Here is a 19,095-nt window from a genome sequence, read left to right on the forward strand (position 1 = left end):
GCGACCGATGCGGGCAAGGGTGGATCTGGACCGATACGATGGGAGCGCTCCCACCTCAGGATTGTGGATTGGGCCCCCGGTATGTCAATGACGGGTTGCCGACGCCTCACGCGGTGGCTCTCTCGGGCGGTGAGCCGGGGCCCCTTGCTGGCCTTTTGCCCGCCTCTGGCGGACGTCGCGCTGATACATGACTGAAACTTTCACGTGTAACAGCCTGGCCGTTCACCCCGCCGGGGCCCGTGGTTAGGGCTCTCGGCTGCGGGTAGGCGCTTCCCAACCCTGGAAGGGAGGCAGGCCATGACCATCCAGAAGGAGTCGCCGTCCACAGGCGAACTCGTCCGCCGTCTGTCCGAGGACGTCTCCCGGCTGATCCGCGACGAACTGCGGCTGGCGCGGCTGGAGATGACTCGTAAGGGCAAACGCGCAGGCATGGGCGCGGGCCTGCTCGGCGCCGCGGGACTCATCGCGTTCTACGGCGGAGGAGCCCTCGTGGCCACCGCGATCCTGGCGCTCGCGCTCGTGCTGCCGGCCTGGGCAAGTGCCCTGATCATCGGCGCCGCGCTGCTGGCGCTCGCCGGACTGCTCGCCCTGGTGGGCAAGGAGCAGGTGTCCCGTGCGGCGCCGCCCACTCCCGACGAGGCGATGCGCAGCCTCAAAGCAGACATCGACGTCATGAAGGAGAGTGCGCGCAGATGACCGAGACCGACCCCGGAGCGGCCCGGCCGAACGCCGGTGCCGTGGGTGTGCACAGACAGGACGTGTCCGATCCGGTCACCGAGCCGGAGTCGCTGAACGCCGTACGGCAGTCGCGGCCCGGCCCCGAGCCCGTCGCCGCGGCCCGGGACACCGAGACCAGAGGCGGACACGAGAAGAAGGGGCACGACGAGATCGCCGAGGTCCGCCAGGAGATCGAGCGGACCCGCGACCACCTCGGTGACACGATCGAGGCCCTTGCCGCCAAGGCCGACGTGAAGGCGCGGGCGCAGGAACGCGTGCACGCGACCACCGCGGCCGCACGGGCCAGGGTGGCCGGTGTCACCGGGCGGGTGCGCGAGGCCGCGCCGCAGCCGCTGCGCGGAGCCGCGGGCAGGGTCGGCGAGCAGGCGAAGAGCCGTCCCGGCCTGATCGCCGCCGCCGGAGCCGCGGGCACCGCGTTGCTGCTGCTGCGCCGGTTCACCCGGGGCCAGGGCCGTACGACGAGGCCCGGAGCGTCGAGCGTGTTCCAGCGGAAGTCGGCGGTCTCCGGCACGGGGGGCATGTCGAGGACGCGCGGCACCGGTGGGGCCCGCATGGGCAGGGGGATGCTCGGCACGTCCGGCAGGATCGGCAGGACGCGCGGCGGATCTCGGATGTCCGGCTTCCGGATGTCCGGCGCCAAGAGCGGTCTCGGCGCCAAGAGCAGGTTTGGCGGCATCGGCCCGATCGGCGGCAAGGGCGGCGCCTTCGGCCGCAAGGGTGTGTCCGGCGGGAAGGGTCTGTTCGGCCGCAAGGGTGTGTCCGGCGGGAAGGGTCTGTTCGGCGGCAAGAGAACGCTCGGCCGCGAGAGCATGTTCGGCGGGACGGGCATCCGCGGCCTGTTCGGCCGGTCCCGCATGTCCGGCGGTCGCCGGATGCCGCTGCGGTCACGCCGCGCGCTCATGCGGAGGCTCGCGCACCGATGACCGAGCCCTAGCCCGGCCCGAGCCCTAGCCCGGCCCGGGCCCGAGGACAAGCCCGATGACCGAGCCCGGGCCCGAGGACGAGCGGGGGCCGCTGCGAGTCCGCCGCGGAGCCGTACGCCGGCCCCCGTGATCCCCCGGAAACCCCCGAGCCCGAGGCGGGCCTGAGCGAGGCTCCCGCGACCCGGCGTGAAGACCCCGCCCGGAGCTGATCCAGAATAGTATTCTGGTGTGACGGTCCATGAAGCCCACCTCGGGCGCTACTACGAGGACTTCGTGGTCGGCGACGTCTACCAGCACCCGCTCGGCCGGACGATCGGCGAGGCCGACAACACCTGGTTCACGCTGCTGACGATGAACACCAACCAGAACCACTTCAACGCGCACTTCGCCGCCCGGGCTCCGGTCGGGAAGATCATCGTGAACTCTGGGCTCTCGGTGGCGATCGTGCTCGGGCTGTCGGTCATCGACGTCAGCCAGACGGCCATGATGAACCTCGGCTGGGACGAGATCCGGTTGACCCATCCGGTCTTCGTCGGCGACACGCTGTACGCCGAGTCGATCGTGGTGGACAGGCGAGAGTCGCGGTCCCGGCCGTACGCGGGCATCGTCACCTGCCGCACCCGGGGCCTCAACCAGGACGGGGACGAGGTGATGTCCTGGCGGCGCGCGGTGATGGTCTACAAGCGGGACGCGCCACACGACAAGGGGTACTTCCCGCGTGCCAAGACCGGGCCGATGGAGGCGTAGTGGACTTCGAGCTGAACGAGGAGCAGCGGCTGTTCCGGCAGACGCTGCGGGAGTTCGTGGACAAGGAGATCGTCCCCGTCGCGCCGGAGTGGGAGCGCAGCGGCCGCTATCCGGAGGAGATCGTCCGGCGGTTCGCGCAGCTGGGGCTGTTCGGCATCACGGTCCCGGAAGAGTACGGCGGGCTCGACCTCGACCGGGTGTCGTTCGCCCTCGTCTTCGAGGAGATCGCCCGGGGCTGGATGGGCGTCGCGGGGATCCTCGGCTCCCACTCCCTGTCCACCTGGATGATCGCCGCATACGGCACCGACGAGCAGCGCCGCCACTACCTGCCGGACCTGGCCACCGGCGCCCGCCGCACCGGGATCGCGCTGACCGAGCCGGGCGCGGGCACCGACCTGCAGGGCATCGCCACCCGGGCGGTCCGCGACGGCGACCACTACGTCGTCACCGGGACCAAGACGTGGATCACCAACGCGCGGCACGCCGACCCGCTGCCCGTCCTGGTGAAGACCTCGATCGAGACGCCCGCCCACCGCGGGATGTCGGTGCTGCTGGTGGACGCCGCCAGTGAGGGCCTGACCGTCAGCCGCGACCTGCCCAAGCTGGGCTACAAGGGCACCGAGACGTGCGAGGTCGTCCTCGACGGCGTGCGCGTGCCGGCGTCGCGGCTGCTCGGCGGCACCGAGGGGCGCGGCATGCAGCAGGTGCTGTCGGCGCTCGAACTCGGCCGCCTCAACATCGCCGCCCGGGCCGTCGGCGTCGCCCAGTGCGCCTACGACGCGGCCCTGGGCTACGCCCGGGAACGGCAGGCGTTCGGGCAGCCGATCGCCGGCTTCCAGGCGATCCAGCTCAAGCTGGCCGACATGGCGACCGATATCCAGGCGGCCAGGCTCATGACGTACTGGGCCGCCGTGCGGTCGGAGGCGGGGCCGGTGCGCAGCGAGGCCGCGATGGCGAAGTACTTCGCCTCGGAGACGGCGCTCAGGACGACGATGGAGGCGATGCGGATCCACGGCGGGTACGGCTACTCGCAGGAGTTCGTGGTCGAGCGTCTCTACCGGGACGCGCCGCTCATGGCGATCGGGGAGGGCACCAACGACGTGCAGCGGCTGATCATCGCCAAGGCCCTCGTCGAGGGCGACGCCACGCTCGGCTGGTGACCGTGGACGGCTGCGTGTTCTGCGAGATCGCGGCGGGGGAGCGGCCCGCCCGCGTGGTGCTGGACGACGAGGTGGCGGCGGCCTTCCTCGACACCCGGCCGGTGTTCAAGGGGCACGTGCTCGTCGTGCCGCGCGATCACGTCGAGACCCTGCCCGACCTCCCGGCGGAGGAGGTCGGGCCGTTCTTCGCCCGGGTCCAGGCCGTCGCGCGGGCGGTCGAGGCCGGCACCGGCGCGGCCGGCACGTTCGTCGCGATGAACAACCGGATCAGCCAGAGCGTGCCCCACCTGCACGTCCACGTCGTGCCGCGCAACCGCAAGGACGGCCTGCGCGGCTTCTTCTGGCCCCGGGTCAGCTACGACGGCGACGCCGAGATCGAAAACTACGCCGCCCGCATCCGCGCCGCGTTGAACGAACCTCCGCTGTGAATCTACAACGTAAAGGCACCCGCATGGACTTCCTCCGCACGCCCAACGAGCGCTTCGCCGACCTGCCCGGCTTCCCCTTCGAACCCCGCTACGCCGAGGTGACCGGCGGCGCCCGCATGGCGTACGTCGAGGCGGGCCCGGCGGACGGCCCGCCGGTGCTGCTGCTGCACGGGGAGCCGAGCTGGTCGTTCCTCTACCGGCACGTGATGGCCGTGCTGGCCGAGGCGGGCTGCCGCGCCGTCGCCCCCGATCTGGTGGGCTTCGGCCGGTCGGACAAGCCGTCCCGTCCGGAGGACCACACGTACGCCCGGCACGTGGAGTGGGTGCGATCGCTCGCCTTCGACGCGCTCGGCCTGCGCGGCGTGACGCTGGTCGGCCAGGACTGGGGCGGCCTGATCGGGCTGCGGCTCGTCGCCGAGCATCCGGACCGCTTCGCCCGGGTCGTCGCCGCCAACACCGGCCTGCCGACCGGCGACTTCCCGATGCCCGAGGTGTGGCACCGCTTCCGGGCGGCCGTCGAGGAGGCGCCCGTGCTCGACATCGCCCGGTTCATCCAGTCGGGGTGCGTCACCGAGCTGCCCGAGCCCGTACGGCGGGCCTACGACGCGCCGTTCCCCTCGGAGGAGTTCAAGGCGGGGCCGCGGGCGATGCCGGGCCTGGTGCCGATCACCCCCGGCGACCCGGCCGCTCCCGCCAACCGCGCCGCCTGGCAGACCCTCGTCTCCCTCGACCTGCCGTTCCTCGTCGCGTTCTCCGACCGCGACCCCATCACCGGCGGGATGGCGCCGATCCTGAAGAAGTCCATGCGCGGCGCGGCCGGGCTCGACCACCCCGTCATCGCGGGCGCCGGCCACTTCCTGCAGGAGGACGCCGGCCGCGAGCTCGGCGAGGCCGTCGCCGCGTTCGTCCACACGACACCCGCCAGGTAGACGAGGATCTGCCGGCACTTCTTGTATGCCTCTCCCGGGACCGGGAGCATCACCATCGGCGAAAGCCGCGAACCTTCCCCGCCGGGCCACGTCCGCGTAGCTCTGTCAAGCGCAAGACAGGCAGAGAGCACCGCGTAGGCGGATGCTGCGAGGTCAAGCCGCCCAGCCACGCAGCACGGCGGGGACCGTCGAGCGGAACGTGGTCTCGGCCGTGGCGGCGTCGAGGGCCCCGGCCAGTTCGAGAGTCACCAACCCGTGCAAAGTCACCCATAGTGACAGCGCGATGGAGGTCGCGTCGCCTGAGAGCGCGGACACCGACAGAGCGCGGTCTATCGCCTCGATGAGCGGCCTGACGGGATCTGCGGCGCCCACTTCGCCGGACGGGTCGAAGCTCTGCACGCCGCCGAACAACACCGTGTAGAGGTGGCGGTGCTCGCGCCCCCATCGCCGGTACGCGACCGCCAGCGCATAGAGGTCGGCGAGGGGGTCATCGGAGGCCGCCACCGCCGACAGTTCCCGGAACAGCCCGGCGACCGCCCTGTTGCGCACTTCGGCGATCAGTCCGTCCTTGCCGTCGAACAGTGAGTAGACCGCGGCGGTCGCGGTCCCGGCGGCAGCGGCCAAGGCGCGGATGGTGATCGACTCCCGTGGACGGGTCGCGAACATCTCGGTCGCGGACTCGACGAGGCGGTCCTTCACCGTGTCGTCGTTCGTTCTCGGCCTGCCCACGACGACCAGTCTAGCCGAGGTGGTAGGTTTTCCAAACATCGTTCTGAAACAACGTTTGGAAACTGTCGATGCCTGTCACTGTTCCCCTCCGCCTCGGCCGCCTGAGCCTCGCCGTGCTCGCCGTCGTGGGGCTGGCCGGGCTGTTCCTCGCCCTCATCGTTCTGACGGACGGCGCGCGCGCCGGGCTTGCCGCCTGGCTGACCGCCTTCGGCGCCGGAGTCATCGCCGCACTGTGGCGAGGCCGCGGCCGTACCTGGCCGGGTCGCCTGTGGCCCTTCGCGCCGGTGATCGTCGCCGCTGCGCTCACGGCGTCGGTCTGCGTCCCCACTGCCCCCACGACCCGGCAGTATCCGCCCGACCTGCCATTCGTCGCGACGAGACACTGGAGCCTGAGCACGGGAAGCCGGGTCGCGGTCTACCACTATCCCCCCGCCGCCGGCGCCCTCCGGCACCCCACGCCGCTCGTGTACCTCCACGGAGGGCCCGTCCGCAACATCGCCGTGCTCGACCACCGATTCCTTCGACTCCTGGCCGGACAGGGCTACGACGTGTACGCCTACGAGCAGCCCGGCGGCGGACGCAGCGACCTACTGCCCATGGAGCAGTACACGATCTCCAGGTCCGTACGCGACCTCGCCGCCTTCATCGATCGCCTGAACAGGGGCCCGGTCGACGTTCTCGGATTCTCCGCAGGCGCGGTCGTGCTCACCCGGGCCCTGGCCACCCCGGACGTCGCCATCCACGTGCACCGGGCGATCATCGCCGAGCCCGGCCCCATGGACGGCCCCACCGCGCTGATCAGCGGGCAACAGGGACGACCGTCCGCGCGCGGTCTCGCACCGGCCCCGACCGGACCGCGGGCGACGAGCGTCCCCCGGTACGCCGTCGCGCTCGGCCTCATCCAACTCGGGCTCCTCCCGCCCGACACCAGCCTGATCACGCAGGCCGAAGGCGTCAACGCCTTCAAGGCCGCCGACCTCGGCAGCGACACCGCCTCCGCCTACTGCGCGCAGGACGCCGGCCGCATCCCTGCCGAGGACACCGCGGAGAACTTCTCCTTCAGCGCCGCCGCGAGCCTCCGCATCATGCAGACGATCAAGGACTCACCCTCCATCGCCTCCGACCTGAAACGCTCCCGCACCCCCGCGATGCTGATGATCGCCGAATGCTCGTCACAGATACGCCAATGGGAGACCGCCGTCCTCGCCGCCGACCCCAGCATCGAGCGAACGCAATACATGCCCGGTGTCGGACACCACATGTGGAACGGCCTCGACGACAACAACGAGCGGGCCGCCGCCGTCATCACAGCGTTCCTCCAGAGAGAGCCGTCGCCCCTGCGGAACTACCCGACCCGCGCTGATATCCCCGCCTTCCTCCGCGACCACAGGTGAGGTCCACAGCGGGCCGACCTGGACTTCGGGGCCGCCACTGATCGTGAAGCAACGCCGGGTTGCCGGCTTCCGGAGGGTAGGCTGCGGCGGCGTGGAACCGGTCGTCACCGCGCTCGTCGTCGCCGTCCTCGTCGCCGTGCCGGCGGTCGTGCTGTGGCGGGTGCTGCGCGGCCGGCGCGACCTCGGCAGCAGCCCCGCCGAGCGGGCGACGTTCGAGACGCTGCACACCGCGTCGCTGGCCGCGCCGCCGCTGCGCGCCGGACTGACCCAGGCCGGGGCGCTGAAGGCGTCGCGGCACCTGCGCGAGCTGCTCGGCTCCCCGGCCATCGCCGTCACCAACGGCGAGGAGCTGCTCGTCTACGACGGCGTGGGCGACCACCACGCGGCCGAGGCGTTCGAGCACGCGGCGGAGACGCTGAAGGACGGCCGCACCCAGGTGCTCGCGCTCGACTGCGCCCGGCCCGAGTGCCCGGTCAGGCACGCCGTCGTCGTCCCGCTCACCACCGACGACCGCGTCGTCGGCTCGCTCGCGGCGTACGGCGACCACGCCTCGGCGGGGCTCGTGCGGGCGGCGCAGGAGGTCGCGCGGTGGGTCGACTCCCAGCTGGAGCTGGCCGAGCTCGACCGCTCCCGGACCATGCTGATGGAGGCGGAGGTCCGGGCGCTGCGGGCGCAGATCTCGCCCCACTTCATCTACAACTCGCTGACCACCATCGCGTCGTTCGTCCGCACGGACCCCGAGCGGGCCAGGGAACTGCTGCTGGAGTTCGCCGACTTCACCCGCTACTCCTTCCGGCGGCACGGCGACTTCACCACGCTCGCCGAGGAACTGCGGTCGATCGACCGCTACCTCACGCTCGAACGGGCCAGGTTCGGCGACCAGCTCCAGGTCACGCTGCGCATCGCGCCGGAGGTGCTGCCCGTGGCCGTGCCGTTCCTGTGCCTGCAGCCGCTGGTGGAGAACGCCGTACGGCACGGCCTGGAGGCCAAGCCTGGCGTGGGCCGCATCACGATCGTCGCCGAGGACGCGGGCGCGGAGTGCGGCATCACCGTCGAGGACGACGGCGTCGGCATGGACCCCGAACGGCTGCGCCGGGTGCTCGCCGGGGAGGACCGCTCGGGCGCGGGCGGGATCGGCGTGGCCAACGTGGACGAGCGGCTGCGCCAGGTCTACGGCGACGAGTACGGCCTGGTGGTGGAGACCGGCGAGGGCGCGGGCACCAAGGTCACCGTGCGGATCCCCAAATACCACCCCGGGGTCTCCCTCCACTGACACCGTCTCGTGACAACGAGAGGCGTTGACTTACCGACGGTGTGGTCATCACTCTCTAGGGGATCGGTCGGTGAAAGGGGTGATCGTGAGCGGTCTGCGGGTCCTGGCGGTGGACGACGAGCAGCCCGCGCTGGAGGACGTCGCCTACCTGCTGCGCGCGGATCCCCGCATCGGCGACGTGCTCACCGCCCGCGACGGGGCCGCGGCGCTCCGCCTGCTCGACCGCGCCATCGCGGACGGCAGGCCGGTGGACGCGGTCTTCCTCGACATCCGCATGCGCGGGCTCGACGGAGTGGTGCTGGGCCGGCTGCTGACCCAGTTCACCCGCCCACCGAAGATCGTTTTTGTGACGGCGTACGAGGACCACGCCGTGGACGCCTTCGAGCTGAAGGCCGAGGACTACCTGCTCAAGCCCGTACGGCCGGAGCGGCTTTCCGAGGCGATCCGCCGGGTGTGCGGCAGCCGGGGCGAGCCGGGGGAGGGGCCGCAGGCGGACACGATCCCGGTCGAGCTGGGCGGCGTCACCCGGTTCGTGGCGAGCACGGAGGTGCGGTACGTCGAGGCGCAGGGCGACTACGCGCGGCTGCACACGGCGACCGGCAGCCACCTGGTCCGCATCCCGCTGGCCACGCTGGAGGAACGCTGGGCGTCGGCCGGGTTCCTGCGCGTGCACCGCAGCCACCTCGTCGCGGTCAAGCACATCGACGAGCTGCACATCGACTCGGGCAAGTGCGTGGTGCGGGTGGGGGAGACCGAGATCCCGGTGAGCCGCCGCCACACCCGGGAGCTGCGCGACCTGCTGGTCCGCCGGGCCCGCAGAGGCCAGACCCGGTGAGCGGACGGTGAGGGCGCGATGACCGGCAAGCCCCGCAGGGCGGCGGCGACCGGCCCGCGCGGCCAGGGCGAGGGGGCGGCGCCGACCGGCAAGCCCCGCAGGGTGGTGGTGACCAGCCCGCGCACGGCGGCGGCGCGCAGGCCGCGGCACCCGCTCACCCGGGAGATCGACGAGCAGACCCGCCTGGGCGAGGTATACATGGGCTCCCTGGTGCGGACCCAGTTCCGCCTGGCGCTGTTCGTGTGCAGCCTGCTCGCCTGCGTCGTGGGAGGGCTGCCGCTGCTGTTCCTGCTGGCCCCGGAGCTGCGCGCGGCCGAGCTGTTCGGCCTGCCGCTGCCGTGGGTCGTGCTCGCGGGGCTGATCTACCCGGCGCTCGTCGTCGGGGCCTGGCTGTACGTGCGGCAGGCCGAGCGCAACGAGCGCGACTTCGCCGACCTCGTGGAGCGCCGGTGAGGACGGTGCTTCGGTGAGGACGGTGCGCCGGTGAGAACGGTGCTCCAGGAGGACGGTGCGGGGATGAGGACGGTGCGCCGGTGAGTCAGATCGCCGCGGTCGTCCTGGTGATGCTGGCGACCGTCCTCGTCGGCGCGTTCGGCATCCGGGTGTCCCGCACCACGTCGGACTTCTACGTCGCCTCCCGCACGGTCTCGCCCCTGTGGAACGCCTCGGCCATCGGCGGGGAGTACCTGTCGGCCGCCTCCTTCCTCGGCATCGCGGGCCTGATCCTCACCTTCGGCGCGGACATGCTGTGGCTGCCGGTCGGCTGGACCGGCGGCTACCTTGTGCTGCTGGTGCTGGTGTCGGCGCCGCTGCGGCGGTCGGGGGCCTACACGCTGCCCGACTTCGCCGAGGCGCGGCTGGAGTCGATGGCGGTGCGGCGGCTGTCCAGCGTGCTCGTCGTGCTGATCGGCTGGCTCTACCTCATGCCGCAGTTCCAGAGCGCCGGGCTGGTCTTCCGTACGATCACCGGGGCTCCGCCGTGGACGGGCAGCCTGCTGGTTGCGGTGGTGGTCGCCATCAACGTGCTGTCGGGCGGCATGCGGTCGATCACGTTCGTCCAGGCCTTCCAGTACTGGCTGAAGCTGACCGCGCTGGCGGTGCCGCTGGCGTTCATGCTGGTGGCCTGGTGGTCGGACGGAAGGCCGGGGCTCACCCTGGGGGACGAGTGGGTGCTGCCGCTCCACGGCCGCGATCATCCTCTCTACGAGACGTACTCGCTGATCCTGGCGACGTTCCTCGGGACGATGGGGCTGCCCCACGTGCTCGTCCGCTTCTACACGAACCCGGACGGGCGGGCCGCCCGCCGCACCACGCTCGTCGTGCTGACGCTGCTCGGCGCCTTCTACCTGATGCCCGCGGTCTACGGCTACCTCGGCCACGTCTACGGCATGCCGGAGAGCGACACCGTGGTCATCGCGCTGCCGGGGCGGCTGGTCGGGGGTCCGGTGGGCGAGTTCCTGACCGCGCTGGTGACCGCGGGAGCGTTCGCGGCGTTCCTGTCCACCTCGTCGGGGCTGACGGTGTCGGTCGCCGGGGTGATCGCGCAGGACATCCTGCGCGGCGGAGTGCGCGCCTTCCGCGTCGCGACCGTGCTCGCGGTGCTCGTACCGTTCGCGCTGGCGGGCGTGGCCCGGTCCCTGCCGGTGGCGACCGTGGTGGGGCTGGCGTTCGCCGTCGCCGCCTCGTCGTTCTGCCCGCTGCTCGTGCTCGGCATCTGGTGGCGCAGGCTGACGACGGCGGGGGCGATGGCCGGGCTGCTCGCCGGTGGAGGGCTGGCCTGCGCGGCGGTCGTGATCACGATCATCGGAGGCCCGCACACCGGATGGGCGGGGTCGCTGCTGGCGGAGCCGGCGGCCTGGACGGTGCCCGTGTCGTTCACGGTCATGGTGGTGGTGTCGCTGCTGACGCCGTCGCGGGTGCCGCGCGGCGTGGCGCGCACGATGGTCCGCCTGCACACGCCGGAGACGCTGAACGTCGACCGGGGCGACTGGCGCCCGCGTTTCATGTAGCCGGGCGTTCCGATCCGGCCTGTTCGTGTAGCCGGGCGTTCCGCTGCGGCCCGGCGATTCGGCGATGCGGTGTGTGACCGCTCGGCGCGTGCAACCGACCATTCGTCGCACGAATGCGCCATGTGAACGAGCGGGTGGTACGGCTGGGCGACTCGGCGGCCCCCGGGACTCGTCGGCGGACACGGCGCGCTCCTACGTTGAAGTGATCCAGATCACTGTTGAAGGAGATCTTGTGACCGTCCAGCACGACCCATCGGTCTACGAACGTATACAAGCGGGTGAGCAGTTCCAGGAGCTGCGCCGTCGCTACCGGTCCTGGGCCTTCCCCATGACCATCGCCTTCCTGGTGTGGTACCTGCTCTACGTGGTGCTGTCGGGCTTCGCCCGGGACTTCATGGGCACCAAGTTGTTCGGCAACATCAACGTCGCCCTCGTCTTCGGCGTGCTGCAGTTCGTGTCGACGTTCCTGATCGCTTGGGCCTACTCGCGGCACGCGGCGGCCAAGCTCGACCCGATCGCCGACGAGCTGCGCGACGAGACCAAGAGCGCCGACGAGGTCGGGGAGGGCGCCAAGTGAGTCACGAGACGCTGTCCACGATCCTGTTCCTGGTCTTCGTCGCCCTCACGCTGGCGATCACGTTCTGGGCCAGCCGCAACACCAAGAGCGCGGCGGACTTCTACGCCGGCGGCCGGTCGTTCAGCGGCCTGCAGAACGGCCTGGCCATCGGCGGCGACTACATGTCGGCCGCGTCGTTCCTCGGCATCGCCGGCATCATCGCGCTGTCGGGCTACGACGGGTTCCTCTACTCGATCGGCTTCCTCGTCGCCTGGCTGGTGGCGCTGCTGCTCGTCGCCGAGCTCATGCGCAACTCCGGCAAGTACACGATGGCCGACGTGCTGGCGTTCCGGATGTCGCCGCGCCCTGTCCGTACGGCGGCGGGCGTGTCCACGATCGTCGTCAGCATCTTCTACCTGCTCGCGCAGATGGTCGGCGCGGGCGCGCTCGTCGGCCTGCTGCTCGGCGTCCACTCCGACGCCGGCAAGATCTGGACGATCATCGCGGTCGGCCTGCTGATGATCATCTATGTCGTGTTCGGCGGCATGAAGGGCACCACCTGGGTGCAGATCGTCAAGGCCGTCATGCTGATGGTCGGCGCCGCGCTGATCACCCTGTTCGTGCTCGCGAAGTTCGGCTTCAACCTGTCCGGGCTGCTCGGCGACGCCGCCGCCCAGAGCGGCAAGGGCGACGCCTTCCTCAACGCGGGCCTCAAGTACGGAACCGCCGCCCAGGGGACCTGGGGCAAGATCGACCTGATCAGCCTCGGCCTGGCCCTGGTTCTCGGCACGGCGGGCCTGCCGCACGTCCTCATCCGCTTCTACACGGTGCCCACCGCCAGGGACGCCCGCAAGTCCGTGCTGTGGGGCATCGGCATCATCGGCGTGTTCTACCTGCTGACGCTGGTGCTCGGCTTCGGCGCCGCCGCCCTGGTGGGCTCGAAGACGATCGCCGCGGCCGACAAGGCAGGCAACACGGCGGCCCCGCTGCTCGCCCAGAAGGTGGGCCAGGACCTCTTCGGCGACGTCGGCGGCACCGTCCTGCTGGCCGTCATCGCGGCGGTCGCGTTCGCCACGATCCTCGCGGTGGTCGCGGGCCTGACCCTCGCGTCCTCCTCCAGCTTCGCCCACGACCTGTACGCGCACGTGTTCAGGCGGGGCACCGCCACCGAGCGCCAGGAGGTCGTGGTCGCCCGCGTCGCCGCGTTCGTGATCGGCGCGGTCGCGATCGCGCTGAGCATCTTCGCCCAGTCGCTCAACGTGGCGTTCCTCGTGTCGCTGGCCTTCGCGGTGGCCGCGTCGGGCAACCTGCCGGCGATCCTCTACAGCCTGTTCTGGAAGAGGTTCAACACGGCGGGCGCGGTCTCGGCCATCTACGGCGGCCTGGTCTCCGCCCTGGTGCTGGTGATCTTCTCTCCGGTCGTCTCCGGCGCGCCGACGGCGATGATCCCCGACGCCGACTTCCACCTGATCCCGCTGTCGAACCCGGGCATCTTCTCGATCCCGATCGGCTTCCTGTGCGGCTACCTCGGCACGATCCTGAGCAAGGAGTACAACGCGTCGAAGTACGCCGAGATCGAGGTCCGCTCGCTCACCGGTATCGGCGCCGAGCAGGCCACGGGCCACTGACGCCGGCTCCCGGCCACACGTCGCCGGCCCCCGGCGGTGCCTCCCACCACCGCCGGGGGCCGGCGCACTCGCATACGCCCGGCCGCGGGCACTGTGCCTCCCGGCACTGCGCCTCCCGGCACTGCGCCCCCCGGCACTGCGCCCCCCGGCACTGCGCCCCCCGGCCTCCCGGCGCGGGGGCTCACGGCCTCCCGGCGCAGGGGCTCACGGCCGGGCGTATGCCTGCCCTGTCCCTCGCGTCATGGTGTTGGGGCGCCCACTCTGGTTATGGTTCGGTCCGTGGACAGCCCTCTCCAGACCGCCAAGGCGTGGTCGCGCTCGCGGAGAGGGAAGCAGCCGTCCGACGGCGACGCCCGCACCCGCATCCTGGACGCCGCCGAGGAACTGTTCGCGGGCGGCGGCTACGAGGCCACGCCGACCGCGCGCATCGCCGAACTCGCCGGTGTTCCCAAGGGCCTGGTCTTCCACTACTTCCCCCGCAAGATCGACGTACTGATCTCGCTGGTGGACGAGCGCACCGTGGTGGTGGAAGAGGAGGTCGAGGAGGAGGCCGAGGCGGTCCCCGGCGACGCGGTCGGCGCGCTGTCGCGGCTCGCCCGCAGGCTGCCGCTGCGCGCGTCCCCCGCGATGCGGCGGATCCTGTTCCGGGAGGCCGACACCCACCTGTCCGTGCGTGAGCGCCTGAGCCGCCTCAACGCCGAGATCATCCGCCGGGCCAGGTTCGCCCTGGAGCTCGCCCTGCCGGGCGGGCGCGGTGACGCCGCCCGGCTGGAGGCCGCCGCCGCGACCTTCGCCGCGGTCCTGCTGTATCAGGAGAGCATCTGCCTGCTCACCGGCCATCACATCGACCCCGACGCGGTCGCGGAACTGATCGCCCACGCCCTGCACTGACGAGGGCCGTGCTCCTTCCCGGCGCTTCCCGGCATGACCTTCCGGCGAGCCCAGGCATGACCTCCCGGCGCGGCCCGAGGCGGCGGCCCGAGGCGGTCAGGCGGACACCATCGTCTCCTGTTCTTCCCGCGGCCGTGCGGGAGGAGCGTCACCCGGTGAGTCCGGGTCATGGGAGTCCGGGTCGTGAGGGGCCGGCTCAAGCGAGGCAGGGTCGCTGGGGGCCGAGTCGCCGGGGGCCGAGTCGTGAGGGGCCGAGTCGTGAGGGGCCGGGGCGTCCGGGGAGTCGTCGAGCAGGGCCAGGAGTTCGTCCATCGCCTCACGCAGGTGGCCGATCATGCTCCAGACGTCGGGCAACCGGGTCGGGCAGGCGACGACGCCGAAGTCCAGCCGCCCGTCGTACGACGCGCAGGTGATGCTGATCCCCCCGGTGGCGTCGGTGACCACGGACAGCGGGTGGTAGGCGAGCATCCGGGCGCCGCACAGGTACAACGGCACGCGGGGGCCCGGCACGTTCGACACGATGAGGTTGACGCCCGCGCCCGTGACCCCCGCGAGGCGGAACACCATCGGCGTGGCCAGCGCCGCGAAGGCACTCGGCACCATCGCGCACACGTCGTCCAGCCAGGTGCGGTGGGAGACGGCGAAGCGCCGCTTCGCGGCGGCCAGCGCCGAGCGGACGGCGGCCAGGCGCTCCCCGGGGGAGGCGACGTCCGTGGCCAGCGGTGTGATCATCGCTGAGATCCGGTTGCCGACCCGCCCGTCCGCGATGTCCCGGGAGGCCCCGCCCACGTCCGGCGACCGCTGGGAGCGCAGGGCCACCGGCACGGCCGCCACCAGCGGCCGGTCGGGCAGCGCGTCGTGGGCGAGCAGCCAGCGCCGCAGCGCCGAGGCGCACAGCGTCATCACCACGTCGTTCGGGCCCATGCCGAAGGCCCTGGCCACCCTCCTGACCTCCGACAGCGGCACGGAGCCGAGGGCGACCTCCCGCTTTCCGGAGATCGGGCCGTTGAACGGCGTGCGCGGCGCGACCAGCGGCGGCGTCTCGGGCAGCGGCCGCGCGTCTCCCGCGAGCGCGCGGGCGGCCTGGGCCACGAGCCGGGCGTCGGGCAGCGCCGCCATGACCGGGATCGCGTCCAGGTCGGCGGCGGCGCGGGCGAGTGAGCACAGCGTCTCCACCGGTTGGACGATCGTCCGGGTGATCGCTCCGGCGAGCATCGTGAGCAGCCCGGGCGGCTGCGGCGACGCCGGGGCCGGGGGCGCCTCGACCCGGCGCGGCTGCGGCGACGGGTCGAGCAACGCGGTCAGGATCTCCGAGCCCGACACGCCGTCGATCGCACAGTGGTGCACCTTGATGTAGAGGGCGCAGCGGCCGCCGTCCAGTCCGTGCACGAGGTGTGCCTCCCACAGCGGCCGCCCGCGGTCGAGCCGCCGCGCGTGGACGTCCGCCACGTACGCCGCCAGTTCCCGTTCCCCGCCGGGCGCCGGGAGAGTGGTCTCGTGCACGTGCGCGTCGAGGTCGACGTCCGGGTCGTCCAGCCAGTACGGCCGATCGAGCCCGAAGGGCACGTCGGCCAGCCGCATCCGCAGCGGCGGGGCGAGGTGGAGCCGCTCGCGCAGCAGGGCGAGCAGCGCCTCCCTGGTCAGGTCGCCGGAGGGCGAGGCCGAAGGGTCGAGTATGGCGACACCCGCCACATGGGTCGCGGTCGTCGCCGACTCCACGCTCAGGAACTGCGCGTCGAGTGCCGTCAACTGGCGCATCTCGTCATCCTCCCGCTCACGCCGCCCGGTCATGCCACCCGGTCATGCCACCCGGTCATGCCACCCGGTCATGCCCCCCGGACATGCCGTTGGTCCGCGGCCGGCCCAGCCGTCCGGGATCCGCAGCCCCGGCGCAGGGCGCCGCACGCCGGGGGCCGTTCACCCGCGGCGATCCCCTGGCGCACGATAGTCACCCGCCTGCGCACCGTGACCATCATCGACGCATCGCGTTACCGCCGCGTTTCTCCCACGTGCCGCCGGGGGATGTTCAGGCGCGCCCGTGACCCAGGCGAGACGAACGCGGTCGCGGCCGGCGCCGGGGGAACCGGCGTCGCCCGCCGGATGCGGGTCAGGGCTTGCGCGCCACGCCGCCGAAGCAGGCCACCTCGCGGGGCTCGCCCCACGGGTTGTCCTCCGCCCGCCATCGCGACACCGAGACGATGCCGGGGTCGAGCAGCTCCAGGCCGGTGAAGTAGCCCCCGATCTGCTCGGGGCTTCGCGGGGTGTAGGGGGTGGCGCCGCTGGCGGTGTTGTAGCGGCCGAGCGCCTCGACGTACGCCGGGTCGGTGTCGGAGCCGTCGTAGAGCGCGAGATAGCTGCCGGACGGCAGGGCCGCAAGCAGCCGGCGCACGATCTCCCGGGCCTCGTCGTAGTCCGCCACCAGGCCGAGGATGCCCATCAGCATGAGTGCGGTCGGCCGCGTGAAGTCGAGCGTGCCGGCCGCCTCCCGCAGGATGCGGCCGGGGTCGCGCACGTCGGCCTCGATGTAGTCGGTGGCCCCCTCGGGGGTGCTGGTCAGCAGCGCCTGGGCGTGCACCAGCACCAGGGGGTCGTTGTCGACGTAGACGATCCGGGACGCCGGGGCCAGCCGCTGGGCGACCTCGTGGGTGTTGCCGACGGTGGGCAGCCCCGTGCCGATGTCCAGGAACTGGCGGATTCCGGCCTCGCCGGCGAGATAGCCGACGGTGCGCACGAGCATCTGCCGGGACTGGCGGGCGATGTCCACCATCCCGGGGAAGACGGCGCGGATCCGTTCCCCCGCCTCCCTGTCGACGGGGTAATGGTCCTTGCCTCCGAGGAAGTAGTTCCAGACGCGAGCCGAGTGCGGCACGCTGCTGTCGATCCTGCGGACGCCGGGGTCGTCGGCGGGAGAAGTGTCGCTCATGGGGGCCCTCGGAGTGGTCGGAACGGAGAGACGACCGCACCCGCGTCAGTGATCTCCGCTCGTCGCCGGGGGATCGCGCGTCGCGGCCCATCCTTTCCGATCAAGCTACGGCACGCAACCACAGGGCCGGCGCTTCCCCGGCCGACCGGCCGGGTCGGCCGGGGTGGGTCGGCCGGGGGTGGGCCCGGCAGGGGCGGGCCGACGGCGGCGCGCCCGATGATCCGCCGGCGGGAGCCGTGCGGTCAGTCCCTGCCCAGATGGGCCAGCAGGCGGTCGAGGGGCCAGGTGTTGACCACGTCGTCCGGGGTGAGCCAGGCCCGCTGCGCGATGCCCACGCCGAACCTCTGGTGGGCCAGATGCGGGACGGCGTGGGAGTCGCTGTCGATGGAGAACTTCACGCCGTGGTGGCGCGCGAGCCGTACGAGGCCGGAGGGCAGGTCGGCCCGATCGGGGTAGGAGTCGATCTCCATGATCGTGCCGGTTCTGGCGGCGGCGCGGAAGACCGCGTCCCAGTCCGCGTCCACCGGCGGCCGCTTGCCGATCTTCCGCGTCGTGGGGTGGCCGATGACGTGGACGTGCGGATTCTCGCAGGCGGTGATGAAACGGCGGGTCATCTCCTCCCGCGACTGGCCGAAGTGCGAGTGCACCGACGCGACGCAGACGTCGAATCCGGCCAGCACCTCGGCCGGCCAGTCCACCGAGCCGTCCGGGGCGATGTTCAGCTCGCTGCCGTGCAGCAGCCGCATATCCGGATATTTCGCCTGCAGTTCGGCGATGCGGGCGCGCTGGGCGAGGGCCTTGTCGAGGGTCATGCGCTGCATGACCAGGTCGGGCGCGTGGTCGGTCACCGCGTAGTAGGAGTAGCCGCGCATCGCGGCGGCGGCCGTCATGTCCTCCAGCGAGGCGATGCCGTCGGTGAGGTCGGTGTGGGTGTGCAGGTCGCCCCGCAGGTCGTGCAGCTCGACCAGGCGCGGCAGCTCGCCCCGCAGCGCGGCCGCCACCTCGCCGCCGTCCTCTCGCAGCGCCGGGTGCACCCACGCCATGCCGAGCGCCTGGTAGACCTCCTCCTCGGTCTCCGACGCGATGAGGCGGTCGCCGTCGAACAGGCCGTACTCCGACAGCTTCCAGCCCTTCTTGACCGCCATCTCCCGGATGCGGACGTTGTGCTCCTTGCTGCCGGTGAAGTAGACCATGGCCGCCCCCCACGACTCGGCGGGGATGAGCCGCAGGTCGACCTGCAGGCCGCGGTCGGTCCTGATCGAGGTCTTCCGCTCGCCCTTCGCGACGATCTCGGTGACGTACGGCTGCCGCGCGAACAGCTCCATCAGGCCGGGGTCGCCGACGGCGAGGACGTCGATGTCGCCGATCGTCTCGCTCATCCGGCGCAGCGACCCGGCGACGGCGATCCGGTCGGCGGGCAGCGAGGCGATGACCCGCTCGGCGAGATCCGCCGCGACGCCGAGGTGGACCCGGCCGCCCGACCGCTCCATGTGCTCGATGCCCTTGAGCAGGTTCTCCTCGGTCTTGGCGCCGAAGCCGCGCAGGCCCTGCAATCGGCCGTCCCGGATCGCGTCTGCCAGCGCCGCGGGGGAGTCGATGCCGAGCTCCTGGAACAGGAACAGCGCCTTCTTCGGGCCGAGCGAGGGGATCCGGGTCAGCCTGCGCACCCCCTCGGGCACCTTGCCCCGCAGGTCGTCGAGCTGGCGGAAGCTGCCGCGCTCCAGGAACTCCTCGACCTTCTTGGCGATCGCCTCGCCCACGCCCGGGATCGACCGCGCATCGGTCTCCGCGAGGTCCCCGGGGAATCCCGCGATCGACTTGGCCGCCTTCTGGTAGCTGCGCACGCGGAAGGCGTCCCCGCCGTTCAGCGCGAAAAGCTCGGCGTACTCCTGCAGCGCCGCGGCTGCCTCGTCATTGGCCCGTCCCATGTCT

General features: G+C 72.0%; 18 protein-coding genes. 14 read left to right on the top strand and 4 right to left on the bottom strand.

Annotated elements, in window-relative coordinates; genetic code table 11:
• Positions 1-297 precede the first annotated feature (297 nt).
• The 6 genes from FLX07_RS11060 to FLX07_RS11085 all read left to right on the top strand — a co-directional run bounded on the left by FLX07_RS11060 (position 298) and on the right by FLX07_RS11085 (position 4,925).
• Entirely contained in the window at positions 298-696 is a 399-nt protein-coding gene (locus FLX07_RS11060) for a phage holin family protein (protein WP_142570306.1), read from the top strand.
• Complete coding sequence (locus tag FLX07_RS11065; RefSeq protein ID WP_142570308.1) at positions 693-1,661, top strand: DUF3618 domain-containing protein; 969 nt, start codon at positions 693-695, stop codon at positions 1,659-1,661. The genes FLX07_RS11060 and FLX07_RS11065 overlap by 4 nt, the downstream gene beginning before the upstream one ends.
• 228 nt (positions 1,662-1,889) lie before the next feature.
• Positions 1,890-2,408 carry a MaoC family dehydratase gene (locus tag FLX07_RS11070; protein WP_142570310.1) on the top strand — a complete coding sequence of 173 codons (519 nt, stop codon included), beginning with the start codon at positions 1,890-1,892 and terminating at the stop codon, positions 2,406-2,408.
• Positions 2,408-3,568: an acyl-CoA dehydrogenase family protein gene (locus tag FLX07_RS11075; protein WP_142570312.1), complete on the top strand. Its 1,161-nt coding sequence runs from the start codon at positions 2,408-2,410 to the stop codon at positions 3,566-3,568. Before FLX07_RS11070 ends, FLX07_RS11075 begins: the two co-directional genes overlap by 1 nt.
• Positions 3,565-3,996, top strand: a complete 432-nt coding sequence (locus tag FLX07_RS11080) for an HIT family protein (RefSeq protein ID WP_308424402.1) — start codon at positions 3,565-3,567, stop codon at positions 3,994-3,996. The genes FLX07_RS11075 and FLX07_RS11080 overlap by 4 nt, the downstream gene beginning before the upstream one ends.
• Before the next feature lie 23 nt (positions 3,997-4,019).
• Positions 4,020-4,925: a haloalkane dehalogenase gene (locus FLX07_RS11085; protein ID WP_142570314.1), complete on the top strand. Its 906-nt coding sequence runs from the start codon at positions 4,020-4,022 to the stop codon at positions 4,923-4,925.
• A gap of 153 nt (positions 4,926-5,078) precedes the next feature.
• On the opposite strand, the gene FLX07_RS11090 is transcribed toward FLX07_RS11085, so the two are convergent.
• A complete protein-coding gene (locus FLX07_RS11090; RefSeq protein WP_142570316.1) occupies positions 5,079-5,654 on the bottom strand; it encodes a TetR-like C-terminal domain-containing protein in 576 nt (191 codons plus the stop codon).
• Positions 5,655-5,722: 68 nt separating this feature from the next.
• Between FLX07_RS11090 and FLX07_RS11095 the strand changes: the two genes are divergently transcribed.
• The 8 genes from FLX07_RS11095 to FLX07_RS11135 all read left to right on the top strand — a co-directional run bounded on the left by FLX07_RS11095 (position 5,723) and on the right by FLX07_RS11135 (position 14,240).
• Complete coding sequence (locus FLX07_RS11095) at positions 5,723-7,048, top strand: alpha/beta hydrolase (RefSeq protein ID WP_142570318.1); 1,326 nt, start codon at positions 5,723-5,725, stop codon at positions 7,046-7,048.
• 91 nt (positions 7,049-7,139) lie between these two features.
• Positions 7,140-8,321: a sensor histidine kinase gene (locus FLX07_RS11100; RefSeq protein WP_142570320.1), complete on the top strand. Its 1,182-nt coding sequence runs from the start codon at positions 7,140-7,142 to the stop codon at positions 8,319-8,321.
• An 85-nt stretch (positions 8,322-8,406) separates the two neighbouring features.
• Positions 8,407-9,156 (top strand): LytR/AlgR family response regulator transcription factor, encoded by a 750-nt coding sequence (locus FLX07_RS11105; RefSeq protein ID WP_142570630.1) that lies wholly within the window; start codon positions 8,407-8,409, stop codon positions 9,154-9,156.
• A gap of 18 nt (positions 9,157-9,174) precedes the next feature.
• The gene (locus tag FLX07_RS11110) at positions 9,175-9,609 is read left to right on the top strand and encodes a DUF485 domain-containing protein (protein ID WP_223853266.1); all 435 of its coding nucleotides are present in this window, start codon (positions 9,175-9,177) and stop codon (positions 9,607-9,609) included.
• A 110-nt stretch (positions 9,610-9,719) separates the two neighbouring features.
• Positions 9,720-11,165, top strand: a complete 1,446-nt coding sequence (locus tag FLX07_RS11115; protein WP_142570632.1) for a sodium/solute symporter — start codon at positions 9,720-9,722, stop codon at positions 11,163-11,165.
• A gap of 232 nt (positions 11,166-11,397) precedes the next feature.
• Positions 11,398-11,742 (top strand): DUF485 domain-containing protein, encoded by a 345-nt coding sequence (locus FLX07_RS11120; RefSeq protein ID WP_142570322.1) that lies wholly within the window; start codon positions 11,398-11,400, stop codon positions 11,740-11,742.
• Positions 11,739-13,349, top strand: coding sequence for a solute symporter family protein (locus tag FLX07_RS11125; RefSeq protein WP_142570325.1), 1,611 nt, complete (start codon positions 11,739-11,741; stop codon positions 13,347-13,349). The genes FLX07_RS11120 and FLX07_RS11125 overlap by 4 nt, the downstream gene beginning before the upstream one ends.
• Before the next feature lie 279 nt (positions 13,350-13,628).
• Positions 13,629-14,240: a TetR/AcrR family transcriptional regulator gene (locus tag FLX07_RS11135; protein ID WP_229689674.1), complete on the top strand. Its 612-nt coding sequence runs from the start codon at positions 13,629-13,631 to the stop codon at positions 14,238-14,240.
• A 96-nt stretch (positions 14,241-14,336) separates the two neighbouring features.
• Here FLX07_RS11135 and FLX07_RS11140 read toward each other — a convergent pair whose 3' ends face one another.
• The 3 genes from FLX07_RS11140 to polX form a co-directional block, all read right to left on the bottom strand.
• On the bottom strand, positions 14,337-15,998 hold the full coding sequence (locus tag FLX07_RS11140) for a wax ester/triacylglycerol synthase family O-acyltransferase (protein WP_142570330.1): 1,662 nt from the start codon (positions 15,996-15,998) through the stop codon (positions 14,337-14,339).
• A 349-nt stretch (positions 15,999-16,347) separates the two neighbouring features.
• Complete coding sequence (locus FLX07_RS11145; RefSeq protein WP_142570332.1) at positions 16,348-17,163, bottom strand: SAM-dependent methyltransferase; 816 nt, start codon at positions 17,161-17,163, stop codon at positions 16,348-16,350.
• Between the two features lie 242 nt (positions 17,164-17,405).
• Positions 17,406-19,091 carry a DNA polymerase/3'-5' exonuclease PolX gene (polX, locus tag FLX07_RS11150; protein ID WP_142570335.1) on the bottom strand — a complete coding sequence of 562 codons (1,686 nt, stop codon included), beginning with the start codon at positions 19,089-19,091 and terminating at the stop codon, positions 17,406-17,408.
• Positions 19,092-19,095: the final 4 nt, after the last annotated feature.

This window comes from Microbispora bryophytorum, from assembly GCF_006874465.1.
In the GTDB taxonomy this organism is placed as follows: domain Bacteria; phylum Actinomycetota; class Actinomycetes; order Streptosporangiales; family Streptosporangiaceae; genus Microbispora; species Microbispora bryophytorum.

Excerpts from the sequence above, each read along its gene's own strand:
- FLX07_RS11060 (WP_142570306.1), top strand. The coding sequence starts at position 298 with ATGACCATCCAGAAGGAGTCGCCGTCCACAGGCGAACTCGTCCGCCGT.
- FLX07_RS11065 (WP_142570308.1), top strand. The coding sequence starts at position 693 with ATGACCGAGACCGACCCCGGAGCGGCCCGGCCGAACGCCGGTGCCGTG.
- FLX07_RS11085 (WP_142570314.1), top strand. The coding sequence starts at position 4,020 with ATGGACTTCCTCCGCACGCCCAACGAGCGCTTCGCCGACCTGCCCGGC.
- FLX07_RS11095 (WP_142570318.1), top strand. The coding sequence starts at position 5,723 with ATGCCTGTCACTGTTCCCCTCCGCCTCGGCCGCCTGAGCCTCGCCGTG.
- FLX07_RS11110 (WP_223853266.1), top strand. The coding sequence starts at position 9,175 with ATGACCGGCAAGCCCCGCAGGGCGGCGGCGACCGGCCCGCGCGGCCAG.
- FLX07_RS11115 (WP_142570632.1), top strand. The coding sequence starts at position 9,720 with ATGCTGGCGACCGTCCTCGTCGGCGCGTTCGGCATCCGGGTGTCCCGC.
- FLX07_RS11140 (WP_142570330.1), bottom strand. The coding sequence starts at position 15,998 with ATGCGCCAGTTGACGGCACTCGACGCGCAGTTCCTGAGCGTGGAGTCG.
- FLX07_RS11145 (WP_142570332.1), bottom strand. The coding sequence starts at position 17,163 with ATGAGCGACACTTCTCCCGCCGACGACCCCGGCGTCCGCAGGATCGAC.
- polX (WP_142570335.1), bottom strand. The coding sequence starts at position 19,091 with ATGGGACGGGCCAATGACGAGGCAGCCGCGGCGCTGCAGGAGTACGCC.